The sequence below is a fragment of the Dictyobacter aurantiacus genome (assembly GCF_003967515.1).
Lineage (GTDB): Bacteria > Chloroflexota > Ktedonobacteria > Ktedonobacterales > Ktedonobacteraceae > Dictyobacter > Dictyobacter aurantiacus.
Genome location: NZ_BIFQ01000001.1, coordinates 4,924,690 through 4,945,153 on the forward strand (window position 1 = coordinate 4,924,690; position 20,464 = coordinate 4,945,153).

The following is a 20,464-nucleotide window of genomic DNA, read 5'->3' on the forward strand; positions in this document are numbered from 1 at the left end:
ATAATCAAAGAGCTTTTATCCTTTAAGCTGCTTGAATGGCTGGTCCTTCCTCGCGCTCATAGTCACAGGAGGTGTGTTATGGGAAATACAGACACTATGCATGATATAACAATATAACCCCTTTCGTTTGTGCATTCCCTAAAAAAGGAGTTTCCCTGTGGTCGAATATACAATGATCGAGCGCGAGGCCGGCGCGCTTCAGCAGCCGGTCCCTTTGGAGCAGATTGAGGCCATGTGCCAGCGGGCTTTTGGGAAGGGGAGGGCGCTGCTCTCCGTGAAGGAACTGGGCGGCGGGGGACACAACAATACCTATCGCGTGCAGCTGGCGGATATGGAGCCGGTGATCCTGCGCGTCTCGCCGGAGCGCGGACCCCGCCTGGCGCACTACGAGGTTGACCTGATGCGCAACGAGCAGTACGCGCAGCCGTTCCTGGCGCCGATCGCGCCGCTGCTGCCTAAGACGCTAATGATCGATTTTACCCACCAGCTGCTCGGGCGTGATTATATATTTCAGACATTTATGCCGGGCGAGCTGTGGTCGGATATCGAGAACGAACTGGCCATGGAGGAGGACCTGGACCTCTATCGGCAGATGGGCGAGATCGCCCGCCTCATCCACGACGTCGAGGGCGAGACGTTTGGTCAGCCCGCGCGGGGCCACACGTTCGATAGCTGGAGCGCCCAGGTATTTCATACCCTGGAGCACACCATCAAGGATATCGAGGCGGCCCGGCTAGATGCCAGCGATATGCGCGCCCTGCTCACCCTGGCACGAGATCACCAGTACCTGCTCGACGAGGTTCGCCGTCCCCATCTGCTGCATGGTGACCTCTGGACCTTCAACCTGCTGGTCCGACGCGGCGGCGAGAAGCAGCCGCCGACCATCAGTGCCGTCCTCGACTCCGATCGCTGCTGGTGGGGCGATCCCCTGGCCGACTGGACGATGTTCCTGCTGCGCATCAAAGGGACCGAGAGCCTCGATCCCAAAGTCGTCGCCGGCACGCGGGCCTTCTGGCAGACATATTCTGATCAAGGAGTGGAGCCCTCCGATAGCAGCTCCCAGTTCCGTCTCCACGTCTACTACGGCATGAGTTTTGGTGCCGCCCGCCTCGAACTCCATCGCCGGCCTGACCATGACCGGGTCAGGCAGACCTACCTGCGCCTGCAGGAGATCCTCGAATTCTTGCACACTATCATCTAAAGATACCCTGCGCTATTACCGGGCGATGGATGAGCTCACGTTCACGCCGCTGGCTAGCGCCAGATAATTCTTCACGCGAAGGTGAGAGATGCTATGAATCGCGTTGACCGTTTCCTGAGCGTGCGCGCGACCATCCCACCTCAGATGGAGCGGCCACCCGAGCCAGTTCGCCATACCGATCCATCTTTTCCCGAAGTGCGCATCCACCTGACGGCGCGCGGCGTCATGAAGCTGGAACACGTGGAGCACCTGGCCTCGCGCCTCCAGATACAGGCGGACGGCGAGGGTTTGCTGTGCATGCATCTACGTCCAGCCGATTATGACTGGCTGATCGGTGTGCTGCTGGGTCTGGGGACCGATGCGAGGGTGCTGGCGCCCGCCGAGTTGCGCCTGCAACTGCAGCAGGCGGCCCGCGCGATTGTCGACCACTGCGCCCAATGCTGACATGCAGTCGCCACACGGATGAATGTATTGCGGCCTCCCCCGCAGGATTTTGTCTTTCCTCTATTCCTGTGATAAGATTTCTATGTCTACCTGCCCCCACGTGGGCATCTGTGTGCGCGAACGCACTGTTTGTGTATTGGTGTGGCGGGAGCGCGCTCGTGCTCCCGCCACACCAATACACAAATGGTTTTCGTACCTGCGGTGCTCAGGAATTCATTTTGTGTTGGTGCATGGGCGCGCACTCGCGCGCCCATGCACCAACACAAAAACTACGGGCGGGATGCATTAAGATTATATGCCCCTGTTTATTTTTCCATGTCGATCGCGTATAAAAAGAAGCAATAAGAAGAGATACTATAGAGGAGTTATATAAAGAATGGATGGCCCGTCGAAGGATATTGAGGAGAATGCAAAGCTTTCGCTAACGTCGGCGACAAAGCTAGAATATGTTGGTGTGCAGATGGCGCGCGCGACCACCGAGAGTGAGATTGCCGCTCTTGAGAACGTCTGGTCCGCGTCCCAGGATGCCGACGAGGCGGCTTTCAAACCAGATGAGGGCTGGTGGTCGCTCAATGACTGGGCGACCGAAAGCTGGCTGCTGGTCAAGGATGAAGTGCCGGTCGGCGTGGCTGCTATCCATATCACCCAGGAAAAAGAGGTGGCTGAGGCCCGGCTGGCCCTGCTGCCCGAGTTCCGGCAGCCCGTGCTGGTGCTGCTGATGATAGATCACGTGCTCTTGATCGTGCAGTCAAAGCAGAAGACGCGGTTGCGCATCGTGTCTTCGGGCAACACGGACTGGGCCGGTAACGCTCTGAGGGAGCGTGACTTCTCGCTCCAGCGCTCACTCCATATGATGCTGCGCCCATTATCGCCCACGCCCCTGCCGGTACGCGCTGTCGAAGGTATCCGCGTCCGCTCACTGCGTTCCGGCGAGGAGCAGACGGCGCTGGACGCCCTCAATCGCGCCTGGGCCGGTACCTGGAACTTTCGTCCCATCACCATGGAGATGCTGCTCTCCGATCTCAATGGGAAGCTGGACAGCTTCTTCGTGGCCGTTGAAGAGAATGACGATAGCCATATCGTGGGAACGGTCCATGCGCTGTTCGACCGCGAAGGGCACAATCCCGATGGCCAGCCCTCCGCCTGGATCTCCAATCTCACCACCGATCCCTCCCAGCGCGGCCGCGGCCTGGGACGCCTGCTGCTGACAATCGGCCTGAACTATCTCACCGAGCAGGGAGCCGGGTCCGCCACGCTCGGCGTCGATGGTGGCTCCGTCGCGCCTGTATCCCTCTACCGCTCCGTCGGCTTCGAGGCCATCCGCACCATCCAGATCTGGGAACTCGATCTCACCATCATGCCCATCGCATAACCCACCCGGCGGGCCCTGAGGGTGGGGCCTGCCTTCAAGGCGATAGAAAACTTGCCTTGCCGCGCGTAGGTGCGCCCCTTGCGGGCAATACATTCAACTTTAGAGCAAGCAACAAAAAACACGACAAATCGCCAGCGGAATATGGAACATCCCTCGACCCGATCATGTCCCCGTAGGCGGCATAGGATTGCGGCCTTTTTAAGGTTGTATGTTTTCTGAAAAGCAGCAATCCGGCCTTGTGCATGCCGCTCTGTTGACGTACGATATGTCGGCTTCTGCACGGAGCAGGGCCGCTTTCTCGATTTTTAGGAACGATATCGTACGTGAACGGGTGCGGCATGCACAAGGCAGGATTGCTGCCTGAACGGCACAACAATGTCTCGAGAAAGCCGCAATCCTATGCCGCCTACGGGGACATGATCGTGATCGGGGACAACTCACATGCGTTCCTATGATGTTTCAGGTTCCCAAGTGCTTCCCTTTTTCGCTTAAGTTGAATGTATTGCCCCTTGCGGGTGCTTGCCCCGTACCCGGGCGCGTACCTTCCACCACCGACACCCTCTCTCCTCTTTATTTAAATACATAGTAGAAAAAACTGGAAAGCTATAATTGCATTTATGCTTGTTCCACTATAAAATACATTGAACTATATCATAGTACGATCATGGTATGCAAAGGCTCGCTTTATACAGATTTCTTATTTATCTCGTGATATATCCAAAAAGAAAACATATAGGTTTGAATGTGTATATCAACCATATACAAATACATTTTTATATGGTATACTCAAATTACATCCAACACGCTAAATACATTGTAAACGGTTGTTTAGTTGCAGTCATCATTTGTTATATAAGACGTGCATAGCCACTGCTATGCAAGCCAGTAAGCTGACAACTGTACGTTGTTGTTTTATAGCTAAAGTATCTCCATTAAATATTCATCCTGTGTAGTGTGACTCTACGCATGGGCTGCCATCTGGCCGGCCTGTATGTTACATGCGGATGAGGAGGACGACTGTGAAACAGCATGCCTCTGGTATTGTTCTGGGTGTTGTTGGAGCGCTTGTGCTGGGATTCGCTATTGTGGCCGCGATCTGGCGCGGGGTAACCTCGATCGATGGCCTTGGCTATGAACCAGGGGTGCTGCGAGCCTCTAAAACGGGGGCACACGCGGCGACCATCTCCCTCTCCACATTCCCCGATAGCAACGTCTGCCACCGGGGGGCGAGCGCGGAACAGCTTGAATGGGTGAGCTACTGTCCGTCGACGACCCTTGAGGTGCCTGCCAATAGCCTGGTTACCGTTGTCATCGACAATTACGATGGCGCGACTACGCTGGTCAATAGCTATTTCCGGCAGGTGCAGGGTACGGTCGGCGGCGTTGAACTGGTCAATAATAAGCCGATGAGTCAGGTGAGTGTGGATCATGTCTCGCATACCTTTACGCTGCAATCGACGCCCGAGACGAACAATCCTCTGTTCGTGAGCGTGCCGATCGTGGCGGTGGCCGATGACGCCCCCAACGTGGTGACGATCGCGGGCAACCAGTATCCAAAACCCAATGTGATCTCGTTCCAGTTCCGTACGGGACCAGCGGGCAGCTATGTCTGGCACTGCTACGATCCTTGCGGCGAGGATCGCGAGCCCCCATATGGCTTTACCGGTCCTATGTCTACCACCGGATTTATGGCTGGTACGTTGACGGTGACGAATTATTAGTGGGAGGCTACTCATTTGGATGAGCGAAGCCGCCTGGGTCACCATCACTGATGGCTCAGCAAAGACCCACTTCAATTGATGAGCAATGGTGGCGGAGCTAGCCGCGAGTGAGCGGCGTTTCCAAATGCTTTTTACAACAGGGGGAGAGATAGAAGATGTCTGAGGAGAATGTAGAGAGGATCACTGAGGGAATGCCGCCCGTGCGCGGGGAGGCGCGCCACCTGCGCCGCGCGCTCATTATCTGGGCACTACTCTCCATCATCGGGACCGTGGCCGCCGTCTTCCTGGTTCCGCTGCTGCTGCCGGTGGCCGCGGACGACTTTGACGCGGCCGATAATGGGACGCTGGTCGTTTTTACGGCGCTGGCCGTGCCGGTGGCGCTGTTTGTGTTTGTCTTTCTGGGCTATAGCCTGCTGGCCTTCCGGGTTAGGGAGCGACCGAGCGGGGCGGGTGCGCCATTGCACCCGACGCCCGCTTTGCAGTTCGGCTGGCTCTGCGTGACCGGGCTGCTGTGCCTCTTCCTGGTGATCTGGGGCCTGCTGGCTTCGTATCAGCGGACCGTAGCAGCGCCCTCGAATACGCTGGTCATCCAGGTGACGGGTCAACAGTGGCTGTGGAACTTCAGCTATCCCCAGTATAGTGCCTCCACGCGGGGACAGGTGATCGAACTGCCGGTGAACCGTCCCGTGGAGTTCCAGGTCAGTTCGAAGGATGTGCTGCACGGCTTCGCCATTCGCGCCCTGGGGATACGCGTGGATGCCAATCCGGGTCAGGTGACTTCGACTCCGGCCGTGGCGCCGACGCGCATCGGCCATTATAGCGTGGCCTGCGTGGAACTGTGCGGACTCTATCACTCGTATATGTGGTCGGCGGTTGATGTGGTGAGCGATTCAGACTTTAACGCCTGGATCGTTAGTCAGGGGGGACATGTATGACTGAAGTTAAACGTGTGAATCTGTTGCAGAGGCTGTTTCCCAGCGTGCTCTCTGGCATCCTGCTGGGCGTGCTGGCGGCCGTGAGCGCGGTGCTGCTGGTGGCTATCTGGTATCCAGAAAATTACGACGCGCAGGTGGTCGCCGCCTATAGCGCCTGGACGCTCTTCTTCTTTATCGGTATCGGCGCCTTTAATGGTGTGGCGCGCTGGGGCTTCGCGCGTCGCGACGCCACGCCGGCCGAGGAATTGTACCTGGCGGGCAAGGACCAGGGTTTCTGGCGTTACTTCCGCTATACCACCGACCATAAGGTGGTGGGGATGCAGTACCTGTTCACGGTGCTGGTGATGTTCTTACTGGGCTCGATGGGCGCCTTCCTGATCCGCCTGGAGCAGTCGCGGCCGGGGGCTGTTTTTCTGACGCCCTCCACCTACAATACCATCGTCGGTATGCATGGCATCCTGATGATCGCTGCCACCGTCGTCATGATCAGCGGTCCCTTCGGCAACTTCGTGCTGCCGATCATGATCGGCGCCCGCGATATGGCCTTTCCGCGCCTGAACGCTTTGAGCTACTGGCTGCTCTTCGCGGCTATCCCGGTCTTCTTCTCGACCATGTTCCTCGGCGGCTTCCCAACCGGCTGGACCGGCTACGCGCCGCTGTCAGTGCAGGAGTTGACGCCAGGCATGGACGCCTACTGCTTTACCATTATCCTCTTCGCCATCTCGACCACGGTGGCGGCCCTCAACATCGTGACGACTGTGCTGGTCTTGCGCGCGCGCGGTATGACCTGGGGGCGCCTGCCGATCTTTGTGTGGGGCGTCCTGCTCTCTGTCGTGCTGGGCCTGACGGCCTTCCCATCCTTTTTGATGTCGCAAGTGATGGTGGTGATGGACCGCGTCTTCCAGACCTCGTTCTTCGTGGCCTCCTTCGGCGGCAGCAACTGGCTCTACGAGCACATGTTCTGGTTTATGGGCCATCCAGAGGTCTATGTAATCGCGTTGCCGGCGATGGCCGTGGCGGCCGAGGTCACCTCTGTCTTTACGCGCAAGCCGGTCTTTGGCTATCGCATGATGATCGGCAGCCTGGCGGGCATCAGCGTCCTCAGCGTCCTGGTGTGGGGACACCATCTCTACACCAGCGGCTCGGCTGGCGCCCTCAATAGTCCCTATATGCTCGATACCGAGCTGATCTCGGTCCCGACCGGCGTCTTCTTTCTGGGCATTATCGGGACGCTGTGGCGTGGCAAGATCTGGATGACGGTGCCGTTGCTCTTCGTCGCCGGCATGCTGGTCAACTTTGTGATCGGTGGGGTGACCGGCATCTACCTGGCCGATCTACCGACCGACGAGATCCTGCATGGCGGCATGTTCGTGACGGCCCATTTCCACTTTACGCTGGTCGGCAGCATGGTCTTTGGCTTCTTCGCGGGTCTCTACTACTGGTTCCCCAAGATGCTGGGGCGCCGCCTCAATCCCGTCCTGGGCCGGCTCCACTTCTGGCTCTTTGAGATTGGCTTCCTGGGTACGTTCCTGTCTCTGTTCTACGCGGGACTGCAGGGGGAGCCGCGCTGGTCGGCCAACGTGGCGCAGCCCTATGCTATGGCCAACCTGGTCGCTAGCCTGTTCGCCATCCTGATCGCGGCCTCCGTGTTCGTCCTGGTCTGCAACGTGGTGATGACGCTGCTGATCGGCGAGCGTGCGCAGGCCAACGAGTGGGGCGCCCGGACCCTGGAGTGGACGGTGCCTACGCCGGTGCCGCTGGAGAACTTTGAGTACCTGCCCGAGGTGAAGGATCTGCCCTACGATTATGCCTCTCCGGCCCCGGTGGCGGTGGAGATGCCCTCCGTGCTTCCTAGCACGCCGCGCGACTATCACCTGCCCGCGTCGCTGACGGACGGGGGCCGGACGGAGGTCACCCAGGAGTCACCGCTGGAGAATTGAGCGCGTGTGCTGAAAGGAGATATGTATATGGATACGTCGCTGGAGCAGATGCATGACATTGATCCGCGTGCGCGCTCGCTGCGGGCGCGGGCGGCCGTGCTGCTGTTGATTCTATCGGATGCGCTGTCGGTCGTCGCCATCATGGCCGCCGGTGGCTACCTGAGCGCCCTCAACACCCTGAACCAGTATCGGCTACCCAGCGAGCACGCCCCGGCCTTCTGGCCCGGACTGCTGCTGACCATCGGACTGCTGCTGAGCGGTCTGTCCTACTACGCCTGGGCGCGCTCCATGCTCAAATTCGAGGGTCGCGGACGGCATCTCTTCCTCTTGCTGGCTCTGTTCCTGATGATGCTGGCGCTGGCGGGGCAGATCTGGATCGGCGTCACCCTGGGATATGCCCGGCCTTATGACGCCTACGTGAGCCTGGTGCTGCTCTTCACCTGGTACGCGGCGGTCCACCTCCTGTTGACGGTCATCGTCGGCCTGCTCGTGCTCGGTCGCGTGCTGCATGGACGCATGGCCGATGCGATCTACCTCGTCATCGCCACCGCTTACTGGTGGTACTACACCGTCGCGGCGGGACTGGTCATGTGGCTGTTCATCACTTTCTTGCGTTAATGCGATGGCGTGTGCGCATGCATGGATATTGGTGGGGATACGTTGCAGGAAGTTTCGAAGGGATAGGGGAGGTGTATGTTGTGGTTTGGTAATGATGGGTGGCCGGTGCCGCCGGTGGTGTTGTTGATCTGCCTGGGGGGGGAGGTGCTGTATCTGCGCGGCTGGTTGGTGGTGGCCCGGCGCGAGGAGGCGCGGGGATATGGCTGGCTGTGGCGCGGGTTCTGCTTTGTGGGCGCCTTGCTGGCGTTTCTGCTGGCGGCCAGCGGCTTTATCGATGAGCTGTCTGAACGGCTGTTCTGGGTACATATGGTGCAGCATCTGCTGTTGCTGATGGTGATGGCGCCGTTGCTGGTGGCGGCGGCTCCACTGCTGGCGATGTGGTGGGGTCTGCCTCGCCGGGCGAGGACATGGCTGGGGGCGCTGTTCTCCGGTCGCTGCGGGCGCTTCTGCGCACGCCTGGGACACTGGCTACGCAGGCCCACGGCGTCGTGTGGACTGCTGCTGGTCGGCATCTGGATCTGGCATTGGCCGCCGCTTTATGACCTGGCGCTGTCGAAGGATCTTATTCATGATTGGGGTGAGCACCTGAGCTTTAACGCCGTCAGCTTCGTGTTCTGGTCGCAGGTGATCCCCTCGCCTCCACTGCGCGTGCGCGCGAGCTCGTTGGGGCAACTGGGATGCATCGGGTTCGCCATCGCGCAGAACCTTGTGCTGGCCGTGCTGCTCGGCTTTGCCCCCCATCCCATCTACGGAGCCTACGCGCATCGCGTGGCGTGGCCGGGCGCGCTCTCGCCCCTGCAGGATCAGCAGTTTGGCGCCGGCATCATGTGGACCTTCGGCGACGTGCCCTTTGGCCTGGCCTTCAGCTTTCTCCTGCAGCGCTGGCTCCTCTTGCACACCAGCGACACTCTACCCATACGTTCGGACCTCGCGCCCCATACGTTCGGACCTCGCGTCCGATTACCCCTCTCGACGCACGATCACGCTCCCCCGCATGGTTCGGACCTCGCATCCGATTACGATCACATCCTTGCCCGGAGACGTGGCCCCATTGGTGGAGCAGGCGCGACGGGGGTGCGGGAAGCCGGGGCGAGCCCGGCACCTATGATTATGGCCGTTGTGTGTGTGGTGGTAATGGTGGTTGGCTTGCTGTGGGGTGGCCGGACCTTGCTGGCGGCGCCTCCATCGGCGACGAGTACGGCCATCGGCGGCTTCCCTATGGACGGGAAGAGCGCTCCCGATTTTACGCTGCTCAACCAGTTCAATCGATCGGTGACGCTTTCAGCGCTGCGTGGACACGAGGTGGTGCTGGCCTTTATTGACGCGCGCTGCACCACGCTCTGTCCCCTGACGGCCGAGATTATGTATAACGCGAAGGCTCGCTTGAAGCCGCAAGAGGCCGGCAAGGTCGTGCTGCTGGCCGTTAACGCCAATCCGAACGTTACCAGCGTTACCGAGGTCCAGGCCTGGTCGAACAGGCATGGGATGCTGCATCGGTGGCAGTTTTTGACCGGCAACTCACGGCAACTGCAGGCCATCTACCACCAGTACAACGTCTACGATCAGGTTGGGGCCGATGCCGAGGTGGCGCACGATCCCACCATATTCATTATCGATGCCGGTGGGCGTTCGCGCCTCTATTACGAGACGCTCTCCTCCAGTCTCACGGCGGACCTGCGTAGCGAGGAGGATGGCTTGCTGGCCGGCATGCGGCGCTGGCTGCCAGGGATAAGGGGACAAGCCGGGGCGAGCCCGGCACATACGGGAGGTCTTGCATTATGAAATTACCATACCGAAGATCATGGACAAAGGTTGGGGCGCCCACCGATCTCAGCATCGTTGCCGGGATGCGGGGTGGCGCGTTGGAGGTTGAGGTTGTGGGGACACGGCGAGCATCGGGTGACAGGGGAACGCTGTTGGCGGCGTATGTCAACCTGATGAAGCCACATGTGACGGTACTGCTGCTGGGTGTGACCCTTGCGGCGATGGTAATCGCGCGTGGAGGGAGCCTGCCCGCTCTGGGTCTGATCGTGGCGACGCTGCTGGGTGGCGCCCTGGCGGCTGGAAGCGCCAACTGCATCAATTGCTATCTCGATCGTGATATTGATCTGCTGATGGGCCGCACGCGGCGCCGCACGCTGCCCTCGGGACGCATCCGGCCGCGCCAGGCGTTGCTGTTTGGGATCGTGCTGGGCGTGGCTTCCTTTGTGATCCTGACCATCTTTGTCAATCTGCTCAGCGCCCTGCTGGCAGGCTCGGCCATCCTCTTCTATGTGCTCGTCTATACCATGTGGCTCAAGCGCACGACGCCGCAGAATATTGTGATTGGCGGTGCCGCCGGTGCGGTCCCCGTGCTGGTTGGCTGGGCGGCCGTCACCAACAGCCTGTCGCTGACGGCCATCCTCCTCTTCGCCATCATCTTTTTCTGGACCCCACCCCACTTCTGGGCGCTCTCCCTGCTGATCCATAAGGACTACGCGCGGGCGCGCGTCCCGATGCTGCCCGTCGTCAGGGGACGACGCGAGACGCGCCGGCAGATCGGTCTCTATACGCTGCTGCTGGTGGGCATTACGCTGCTGCCGTGGCTGCTGCGCGGCCTGGGCAACCTCTATCTCGTAGGCGCCCTGCTGCTGAACGCGATCCTGGTCTACATGGCGCTGCGCCTGCTGCTGGATCGTACAAAGCGCCGGGCGCGCACGCTGTTCTGGTACTCAAACTGCTACCTGGCCCTGCTCTTCGCCGCGATGGTGCTCGATCGCGTGCTGCGCTAAAGCAGGACTACCTCCATCATGAAGAAAGGAGTGGAACGTTTTATGTCACAACCTGAGAAGGCCACCACCGGTCAGGCCGCGCCCCCCTCGGGATCATTTCTGGCTCGCCTGCGCCGGCGTGGCGCGCTTCCTATTGTTTTGCTGGTCGGCGGTAACCTCGCGCTGCTCGTGCTGCTGATCATACAACTGCTAACGCCGTTCTCCCCTGCGCAGCCCGGAACCAGCGGGCGTCCGGTCAGCGACGGCGACTTTGCCAGTCCGCTGCTTGGCAGGTCCGCGCCGGATTTCACCCTGTCGCTGCTTGCCAGCCACGACGCGTCTGCCGCTGACGCTTCTCAATCCATGCTGCGGCTATCCGATTATAAAGGAAAGCCGATCATCCTCAACTTCTGGTCCTCCTGGTGCACACCCTGCAACCAGGAGGCCGCCTTCCTGCAGCGCTCCTGGCCCATGCTCAACGCGCGCGGCATCGCCCTGCTCGGCATCGATGGTCCCGAGAAGCGCGACTCCGCCCTCGCCTTCCTGAGGCGCTATCACATCACCTATCCCAACGCCCAGGACACCTTCAGCTCGTCGACCACCATCGACTATAACGTCGCCGGGCTGCCCGCCACCATCTTTATCGACCGCCACGGCACCGTCGTGGCCCATTGGATCGCTCCCCTCGACGCCCACGGCCTCCAATCCGAAATGGCCCGCCTCACCCGCTAACCTCCCCGAACAAAGCAGGAGATGCAGGAGGGAGGCGAGCCCTCCTGCCGGGGGTGTAGGAGCGTTCCCCATAAGCGTTAACTTAAGCCGCGTGCGAGCCTTCAGCACCCCCAAGCGGGAGGTGCAGGAGGGCGGCGAGCCCTCCTGCCGGGGGAGTGGGGGTGTCCCCCCACATTTTTCTCTCCCCTCTCTCCCCGCCGAAGGCGGGGAGACAACCCGAAACACCGAAAAAAACAAACCAGGATGGCATTGCTGCCATCCCGGTCGTGAGTGCCTGAGTCTGTGCTGTAGGTATTACTGGACGTTCAACGCGACATCATCAACATAGAAGTTGGTGACGAGCGAAGCGTCTGTGGTGCCCAGGAAGTAGACCTGAACGTTCTGACCCTTGTAGTTCGACAGGGCTGATGTTACATCAAAGCTGTACTGTGTCCAACCATGAGTGTTCGCGTTACACTGCTTCTGTGGAGTCGAGATGGTCGTACCGGACGACGTGCGTAAGCGAGCGTAGAAGTAGTCGTAGCAGGTGCTACCACTCTCGCTGGTGCTGATGTATGTCCAGTAGGTCAGCGTAATCTTGGTAAACGACGATGGGACGCTGACGGTCTGGTAGATCGAGTCGGTACAAGAGTTGTAGCCGCAGAGGTAGGCGCTATAGCTGCCGCTGTGCGGGTTGCTGCTATCGACGATCTCGTAGCCGCCCGTCGAGCTTTCCACCCAGGGGCTTGAGCCACTCTCGAAGCCACCATTGGTGATCTTGTTGCTGGTGCCACCGCTGGAACCAACCGAGACGCTTACGGACGTGCTGTGGCTGGTGGTACCCTCGGTACCTGTGACGGTTACTGTGTAGGTGCCGGATGCTACAGTTGAGCCAACCGAGACGGTCAGGGTCGCAGAACCACCGGCCGTAACGGAGGTTGGGGACAGCGAGGCTGTCGGGCCGGAAGGAGAGACAGAAGCTGTCAGGCTAACGGTGCTGGCGGAACCGCTGGTGACCGCTGTGCTGATGGTCGAGCTGCCGCTGCTACCAGGATTGATCGACAGGCTGCTTGGATTGGCGCTGATCGAGAAGTCGTTGCCACCGCTGGTGCCACCAACGATGCTGTGCGAGATATCGCAGCGGTTGGTGTCATTGGACCAGGTGGACTGCATCGCATAGGTGCCATTGCCCATGGTAACGTTGGCGGAAGCGCCCTGACCAGAGCTGATCCATGCGCACTCGTCGGCGTTTTCCTGGCCGCTGGAGGCGGTCCAACCACCGGCGGGATTCTGGTCGGTGATGGTCTCGGCATACTCATGGCCTTCAACCATGGTGTAGCCATCATCGGTGCCGTTGGCGTTCACGAAGTTCTGACCGCAACTGGCGCCCTGATCCATCACATATGGCATGTTGGTGAAGGCGATGTCACCATAGGGAGAAGATACAGCACCGCCGCTCAGTGAGCTGTCACCGTTGTAGTCGTGCCAGGCACAGAAGCCACCGGTCTTGTAGTTGTCCGGATTGGCGCCCGTTGGCGACAGGATGACATACTGCGCGTAGCGGTTGGATGACGCAGACGTGTTGCCGAAGTGAGCGGCCGCGTTGACCGCCTCGGTGCCGATCTGGTGACCAGTGGCCGCGCTTGGGGAAGCAGCGGAATTGTCATACCAGACACCGGAGAGCGCGCCATTGGTCGGGTAGCCGACATGCGCTGACGTGGATGGGCAAGTGCTGGCACCAGTGGCGACACCAGAGCCATCACAATACTGGGTCATAACACCTGACCACAGCTCGTTACCTGTGCCCAGTCCCTTGAACAATCTCTGCAGGAGAGGAGCACCACTATCTGGATCACCGGAGAAGGTCAGGTTGCCACCGCTATCGGTGCTCTGTGTACCCCACTGAGTTCCCCAGAAGACTAAATATACTTTTTCATGACCACTGGTGACGCCGATGCCATCGATGCCACCACCATAACCAAGCGTGTTGCCGGTAACGGCTGGATGGACCTGGCTATACGTCTTCATTTTATTGCTCTGAGCAATAGTAGGGACCGCGCCGTGACGGTAGCTGTGTTGATACGCCGGCGAATAGGGGTTAACGCCAGCCGCATTGTCAGCGCTTGCGGTTGCCGCAAAGGCCGTCGCCTGCGACATCGCTGTCAACAACAGCATGAATACCGTCAGAGAGAAAAATTGCATCACTCGTTTCCGCACAAATAAACTCCTTTTTTTAAGGCAATAGAAACGTTTCTCTAATGGCGGACATATAAAAAAAATTATAGAAGATGGTTGGCACTCAATTACGTCCATCTTTACATGTAAGTATATAGTCAATGGCTTGGCGGTTACTTCAACTCAAATTACATAATATTTTTAATCAAAGCGTAAGACTACAAAGATTTGGTAACATATTGTATAAGATTTTCCACAAGGATGCGGTGATACACAGTGAAGCATGCATATATAGTTGATATCATAGGTTCGAAGCTCATTCGCAATTATTCTATCCTCTGCCTGCGGGTTCAAAACTCGTCTTCGATTAAAACTCGCCGCTGAATTTCTTCACCCCTTGCAAGAAAAATGCCCGCGTGCGAGCGCTGAATTTCTCCCCCTGGCTTACATAAGACGGCAAGCAAAAATTTGGTGGTTTATATAATGGTGCAACAGATGCGCATCGCGCATCTGTTGCACCATTATATAAACCACCTTGCGTAGGTGCGTCCCTTGTGGGCGCTTGCTGCCCGGCACAGATCAAGCAATCGGACGCGGTTACGGATGCGCTGGCCAGACATGGACGGTGTGGTCGGCGCTGGCCGAGGCGATATACTGGTTGTCGGGTGACCAGGTGACGGCGTAGACGTAGTCGGTATGCTTGCTGTAGGTGAAGGCGTTGCCGCCGGTGGTGGCGTCCCAGAGCTGGACGGTCTTGTCGTAGCTGGCGCTGGCGATGCGCTTGCCGTCGGGCGACCAGGCCACGCCGGAGACGCTCCCTTTATGACCGCTGTACATCAGTAGCTTCTTGCCGGTGGTGGCGTCCCATACATAGGCCATCTGATCATCGCCACCGGAGACGATCTTGCTGCCATCGGGCGACCAGGCCAGGGTATAGACGCGATAGCTGTGTCCCTTGAATGTCGTTATCTGCTTGCCGGTGGTGGCGTCCCACACCTGGACCGTGCCGTCGAAGCTGCTGGAGGCCAGTTTCTTGCCATCGGGCGACCAGGCCACGCCGGTAACGGTATCGCTATGGCCTGTGTAGGTGAAGATGTGCTCACCGGTCATGGCGTCCCACACCTGGACGGTCTTGTCGTAGCTGGCGCTGGCAATGCGCTTGCCGTCGGGCGACCAGGCGATCGAGACCACGGCGTCTTTATGTCCCTTGTAGTTCGAGATGCGCTGCTTGCCATCGACCTTGATCACGTCGATGTCCTGGCTATTGCCGCCGCAGGCGATATATTTGCTGTCGGGTGACCAGACGACCGCGTTCATTACCGAGTAGCCGCTGAAGGTCATCACGTTTTTGCCGCTAATGGCATCCCAGACCTGCGCGGAGTCGTCGCCGAGTCCACCAGAGGAGGCGATCTGCTTGCCATCGGGCGACCATTTGACCTGCCAGACGACCGAGTTGTGTCCCTTGTAGGTGTATGGCTGAATGTTGAGCGTGGGTGCCGCTGGCGTCGGATGTGAAGATGTGGTGGAGCTGGACGTGCTGCTCTTTCCGTTCAAGCGTGGCAGCAAAAAGAAGGCTACACCACCGATGACCACGGCCAGCACGACCAGCACGCTGACGATGCCGACCAGCGCATTGCCTCTGCGGCGCGGTGGTCGATTGAGCGGGCCTGCCATACTACCCGCGGGGGGAACGGGCGGCCCGCCCATCGGATTGGCATAGGGTCCCTGCGGAGCGGCATAGGGAGGCGGCGGCGTATTGCTGGCATTCCCTCCATACTGGTTCTGGCCCGGCGCGCCACCGGCGACCGGTTGCTGCGCCTCGTAGCGCTGGCCACAATTATGGCAAAACACCTCTTGCGGCGCCAGACTCGTCCCACAGGTGGGGCAGATGCGGCTGGATACCTGTTGCATCGGGTCGTCCTTTCCTGTCTGATTATGAAGAATACATTGAGTGCGTGATAAAAAATTGGTTTATACGTTAGAAATATCAACCAGCAATGATTCATTCGGCCAGCATCCGCACAACGTCATAATGCAGCAAAAAGAACGTTTGCGCGTCCATTGGCTTCCCTCTTTAATGTGATGCTTCTAGTATGCCGGTAAACCCGAATATGTTAAAATAGCATCGATGTATCAAACAGGTAGCAAAGACGTATCACGCCGGGGGTAGCGGAAAAATCCCCTGAATGCGCCCTTTATAGCGGAGGAACGCGCCATGGGTTCACAGTTGCACGGATCGTCGTCGCGTCTGAAAGTGGAGCGTGAGCTGCGCGGCTGGTCGCAGCAGTACGTCGCGGAACAGATTGGCGCGGATCGTTACTACCTCAGTCGCTGGGAGCACGGCAAGACGCTTCCCAGCCCCTACTATCGTGAGAAGCTGTGCGCGCTGTTCGGCAAAAATGCTCGTGAGCTTGGCTTTCTATCCCGTTCGGAGCAGCCGCTCGCATCCGCGAACGAGGAGGCGGCCCCTTCCGAGGCTGTGACTGCCGCGCCACCTCAGGCCGACTCGGCCATCGTTGATCCCACCATCCCGCCACTGCCGGGTCCCACGCATGACCTGGTTGGCCGTCAGGAACTACTCCATCACCTTAAGACGCGCCTGTGCGCAGGTTCGCCCTCAACGATTATGGCGTTGAGCGGCCTGCCTGGCGTGGGCAAGACGGCCCTGGCGACCGCTCTGGCGCATGATGAAGAGGTACGCGATTTCTTTCAGGGTGGCATCCTCTGGGCCGGCGTGGGCAGGCAGCCAGACGTGCCGGGCATCCTGAGTCGCTGGGGAACGCTGCTCGGTATCTCCTCCATCGAGGCCGCGCGCCTGACCACGCTTGGCGCCTGGACGCAGGCCATACGTACGGCCATCGGCACGCGACACGTATTGATCGTGATCGATGACGCTTGGGCGCTGGAGGACGTGGTTGCCTTTCAGCTTGGCGGCACTGGCTGCGCCTACCTGGTGACGACGCGCTTCCCCCAACTGGCCTCGCATGCCGCCGCCGATGATGCCCTGGTGGTACCCGAGCTGTCCAGCACCGATAGCATGATCCTGCTGGAACGACTGGTCCCGCTGGTGGTGCGCGGCGAGCAGGCCGCCGCCGGAGAGATCGCCCAGCTGGTGGGAGGTCTGCCGCTGGCCCTGCTGCTCACAGGCAATTTTTTGCGCGTCCAGACCTATAACCGGCAGCCGCGGCGTGTGCGCCAGGCCATCGAGCGCCTGCGTACGGCCGAGATGCGCCTGCACCTGCGGGAGGCACAGCCCCTCTCCCAGCGCTCGCCGAGCCTGGCCGACGTACCCGCCATCTCGCTGCACACCCTGATCGCCGTCAGCGATCAACAGCTTGACGAGGAGGCGCGCGTGGCCCTGTACGCCCTCTCTGTCTTCCCCCCCAAGCCCAATACCTTCAGTGAAGAGGCGGCCCTGGCCGTGGGTGACTGTTCCGTGGATATCCTGGATGCCCTCAGCGATGCGGGACTGCTCGAAAGCTACGCGCCCGAGCGCTACGCGCTGCACCAGACCATCGCCGACTACGCCAGCCTGCAGCGCAGTGATCCCGCACCCATCGCGCGGTTGAGCCACTATATGACCGGCTATGTGCATGCCAGCGAGAAGGATTATCCTGGCCTGGAACTGGAGAGTGTGAATGTGCTGACCGCTCTGCGCCTGGCCGCCGAACACGGACAGCTGACTGACCTGGTGACCGCTGGCAATATCTTCGCCACCTTTCTCTTTGTGCGCGGTGCCTATGCGGAAGCGATCAGCCTGCTCGAACGCGTGCGGCAGGCGGCCTCTGAACTGGGGGATCAGCAGGGCCAGGCAACCGCGCTCTATCATCTCGGCGAGATCGAGATGAACCAGGGCGAGTACCAGCAGGCGCAAGACCATCTTGAGGAGGGGTTAAGGCTGATCCGTTCTCAGCATGATCCGTTGTTGACTAGCCAGCTGCTGCGCATGCTGGGCTGTGTCGAAAGCTATCGCGGAATCTATTCAGAGGCTGAGGATCATTTGCGACAGGCTCTGGAACTGGCGCGCCAGTGTGACAACGAGGAACTGCAGTCCCTGGTCCTGCGCAGCTCTGGCGCCGTTGCTAGTGACAGGGGACAGGTGGTCGAGGGAGAACGCCTGCTGCGGGAGGGATTGCGGCTGGCGCGCCGCGTCGGCAAGCCCGAGCAGATCTGTCCCCTGCTGGTCAATCTCAACCAGGTGGCCATGATGCGTGGCCGCTTCGCCGAGGCCGCTAAGCTGGCGAGCGAAGCCCTGGATATCGCGGTGCAGATCAATTACCTGCCCGCGCAGTGCCTGCTCTACTCGCATATGGGCGTGGCGGCCATGGAGCAGGGTCACTACAAACAGGCGCGCGAAGCGCTACTGCAGGGACTGGCGCTGGCTCGCCAGCTTGAGCATCCCGAATACCTGATCGGCGTGCTGTGTAACCTGGGACGACTGATGTGGAAGCAAGGTGATATGTCCATGGCCGAGGCGTATCTTCAGGAGGCCCAGACAAAGGCCCGCACCATCGAGTTTCCCTGGTTACAGGCGGGGGTCCTCTACGAATGGGGCGAGCTCTACCTCCAGCAGCAGCGCCTGCAGGAGGCTCGGGTCGCGCTCGACGAATCATATCGGCTCAGCGTCCCCGATTCGCCGGAAGGCGCCGCTCTGGCGCGCTATGTACAGTCCCGCGTCGCCGCCGCCCTCAACGACCCCGACCTGGCGCGCCGCTACGGGACCGAAAGCCTTGCCCTGCTCCAATCCATGGAAGAGCACTACCGCACCGCCGAGGTCCAGCAGTGGCTCGCCACCCTCAAATAACCCCCCGAAAACCGGAACGCCCCCGAAAACCGGAACGCCCCTTAAAAAAGGAACGTAATCGTAAGGTCGACCTTCAACGGTCGACCGGGCTGCCAGCGCCAGCGACGGCAGCCCACGTCCCCCCACGCCCCCGCTTCCCCTGCCTTACACGCTGGGAAACGTGGTACCCCAGGGGGAACGTTCCGCACATGAACCCAAAAGCTAACGTTCCCCCTGGGGTACCACGTCGGGGCGACGTACCATCCACGAGAAGCCGAACCGGCCGGGCACGTGGGCCGCAATCGCTGGCGCTGGCGGCCCGGTCGACCGTTGAAGGTCGACGCTACTTGACAAAACACAATGGTTGCCGCTACAATTGCTCTATACGTTATATGCTTTTATGTTGATCTTATCATTTTTGGATGAAGGGAACGCGATGAACATGGTACAGGCAAAAGCTGCATGGCTTCTTACCTCCACTATGTTTTTTACCTCCATCGCCCATTGTCAGCCCTGTACGGGCTATCCATGGGCCGGGTGTCGCTGTCCTCTCATTCCCTCTACACAGACTTGAACCAGCCGTAACACAGCATCTGTCAGCCAGTCAGACAGATTGAGATACAAGGGAGAGGCCCGGGTGACACCTACCCGGGCCTCTCCCTTTTTTGCTTTTGGCTGATCATTTTGTTGTTGTACCGCACAGGTCAGGTTGTTCTACGGGCAAAGGAGCAGGCCTATGTCGATTGTTGAGGTGAGTCATTTAGCCAAGACCTTTCGCAGCCGGGAGCGAGCCTCCGGCCTTGCCGAGAGCGTGCGCTCGTTCGTGCGGCCGCGCTACCGCTCACGCGAGGCGGTCAGGGATATCAGCTTCGAGCTTGAGGCGGGCGAGGTGCTGGCCTTTATTGGCCCCAACGGGGCTGGCAAGAGCACGACCATCAAGATGCTGACCGGCATCCTCTATCCCAGCGCCGGTAGCGTGCGCGTGCTCGGCTATACCCCCTGGCAGCAGCGGCGCCAGCTGGCCTATCACATCGCCAGCGTGTTCGGGCAGAAGTCGCAGCTCTGGTATCATCTGCCGCCGCAGGATACCTTTAATCTGCTGGCGCGCATCTACGAGCTGGACATGAACGCGTATCGCCGACGGCGCGACTTCCTGATCGAAGTCTTCGATATCGCCGACTATATCCACACGCCTGCCCGCAAGCTGAGCCTGGGGGAGCGCATGCGCTGCGAGCTGGCCGCTACCTTCCTGCATCGGCCGCGCATCGTCTTTCTGGACGAGCCTACAATCGGCCTGGACGTGATCGCCAGGCAGCGCATCCGCGATCTCATCGCCCGCCTGAACGCCGAGGAGGGAGTGACCGTCCTGTTAACCTCCCACGACGCGGGCGATGTCGAGCAGGTCTGCCGCCGCGCCATCGTCATCAACCATGGCGAGATTATCCTGGACGAGTCGGTGGCGACCCTCAAGCGCGACTACCTCAAGGAGAAGACCATCGACCTGCAGCTGGCCGGTACGGTCGATGAACTGCTCAGCCCTGGAACGGACGAGCCTCAGCTCTCTATACCCGAGCTGAGACACGCGGGTATCCGCGTCCTGCAGGCGCGGGAACATAGTCTGCGCCTGTCCGTCGATACGCTGCGCTGCCCACTGGAGCCGGTGGTGGCGACCATCATGCAGCGACAGCACATCCTGGACATGACGATCTCGGACCCGCCGATGGAGACGATCATCGCCAGCATCTATGGCAGCCAGGTCCCGACGCCGATCTCTGCCGAAAAATTTGCATCCTTGACCGAGTAAGCAGACATAC

Annotated in this window: 14 protein-coding genes; 12 read left to right on the forward strand and 2 right to left on the reverse strand. The window is 59.9% G+C overall.

Annotated elements, in window-relative coordinates; genetic code table 11:
• The first annotated feature begins 157 nt into the window (after positions 1 to 157).
• The 10 genes from KTT_RS19805 to KTT_RS19850 all read left to right on the forward strand — a co-directional run bounded on the left by KTT_RS19805 (position 158) and on the right by KTT_RS19850 (position 11,713).
• Positions 158 to 1,201, forward strand: coding sequence for a phosphotransferase family protein (locus KTT_RS19805; RefSeq protein WP_126597640.1), 1,044 nt, complete (start codon positions 158 to 160; stop codon positions 1,199 to 1,201).
• A gap of 93 nt (positions 1,202 to 1,294) precedes the next feature.
• Positions 1,295 to 1,645 (forward strand): WYL domain-containing protein, encoded by a 351-nt coding sequence (locus tag KTT_RS19810; RefSeq protein WP_126597641.1) that lies wholly within the window; start codon positions 1,295 to 1,297, stop codon positions 1,643 to 1,645.
• A 376-nt stretch (positions 1,646 to 2,021) separates the two neighbouring features.
• The gene (locus KTT_RS19815; protein ID WP_126597642.1) at positions 2,022 to 3,017 is read left to right on the forward strand and encodes a GNAT family N-acetyltransferase; all 996 of its coding nucleotides are present in this window, start codon (positions 2,022 to 2,024) and stop codon (positions 3,015 to 3,017) included.
• 1,019 nt (positions 3,018 to 4,036) lie between these two features.
• Entirely contained in the window at positions 4,037 to 4,738 is a 702-nt protein-coding gene (locus tag KTT_RS19820; protein ID WP_126597643.1) for a hypothetical protein, read from the forward strand.
• A gap of 155 nt (positions 4,739 to 4,893) precedes the next feature.
• Positions 4,894 to 5,673 (forward strand): cytochrome c oxidase subunit II, encoded by a 780-nt coding sequence (locus KTT_RS19825; RefSeq protein WP_126597644.1) that lies wholly within the window; start codon positions 4,894 to 4,896, stop codon positions 5,671 to 5,673.
• Entirely contained in the window at positions 5,670 to 7,613 is a 1,944-nt protein-coding gene (locus tag KTT_RS19830; RefSeq protein ID WP_126597645.1) for a cytochrome c oxidase subunit I, read from the forward strand. Before KTT_RS19825 ends, KTT_RS19830 begins: the two co-directional genes overlap by 4 nt.
• Before the next feature lie 21 nt (positions 7,614 to 7,634).
• On the forward strand, positions 7,635 to 8,231 hold the full coding sequence (locus KTT_RS19835; protein ID WP_126597646.1) for a hypothetical protein: 597 nt from the start codon (positions 7,635 to 7,637) through the stop codon (positions 8,229 to 8,231).
• Between the two features lie 75 nt (positions 8,232 to 8,306).
• Positions 8,307 to 10,013 (forward strand): cytochrome c oxidase assembly protein, encoded by a 1,707-nt coding sequence (locus KTT_RS19840; RefSeq protein WP_126597647.1) that lies wholly within the window; start codon positions 8,307 to 8,309, stop codon positions 10,011 to 10,013.
• Positions 10,010 to 11,002, forward strand: a complete 993-nt coding sequence (locus tag KTT_RS19845) for a heme o synthase (protein WP_218030933.1) — start codon at positions 10,010 to 10,012, stop codon at positions 11,000 to 11,002. The genes KTT_RS19840 and KTT_RS19845 overlap by 4 nt, the downstream gene beginning before the upstream one ends.
• An 18-nt stretch (positions 11,003 to 11,020) precedes the next feature.
• Positions 11,021 to 11,713, forward strand: coding sequence for a TlpA family protein disulfide reductase (locus KTT_RS19850; RefSeq protein WP_126597648.1), 693 nt, complete (start codon positions 11,021 to 11,023; stop codon positions 11,711 to 11,713).
• Positions 11,714 to 12,007: 294 nt separating this feature from the next.
• On the opposite strand, the gene KTT_RS36780 is transcribed toward KTT_RS19850, so the two are convergent.
• Positions 12,008 to 13,909, reverse strand: a complete 1,902-nt coding sequence (locus tag KTT_RS36780; protein WP_218030934.1) for a hypothetical protein — start codon at positions 13,907 to 13,909, stop codon at positions 12,008 to 12,010.
• A gap of 555 nt (positions 13,910 to 14,464) precedes the next feature.
• Positions 14,465 to 15,778: a WD40 domain-containing protein gene (locus KTT_RS19860; RefSeq protein WP_126597649.1), complete on the reverse strand. Its 1,314-nt coding sequence runs from the start codon at positions 15,776 to 15,778 to the stop codon at positions 14,465 to 14,467.
• A 304-nt stretch (positions 15,779 to 16,082) separates the two neighbouring features.
• On the opposite strand from KTT_RS19860, the gene KTT_RS19865 reads away from it, so the two are divergent.
• Together KTT_RS19865 and KTT_RS19870 are read left to right on the forward strand one after the other, a co-directional pair.
• Positions 16,083 to 18,671: a tetratricopeptide repeat protein gene (locus KTT_RS19865; protein ID WP_126597650.1), complete on the forward strand. Its 2,589-nt coding sequence runs from the start codon at positions 16,083 to 16,085 to the stop codon at positions 18,669 to 18,671.
• A 715-nt stretch (positions 18,672 to 19,386) separates the two neighbouring features.
• On the forward strand, positions 19,387 to 20,454 hold the full coding sequence (locus tag KTT_RS19870; protein WP_126597651.1) for an ABC transporter ATP-binding protein: 1,068 nt from the start codon (positions 19,387 to 19,389) through the stop codon (positions 20,452 to 20,454).
• Positions 20,455 to 20,464 lie beyond the last annotated feature (10 nt).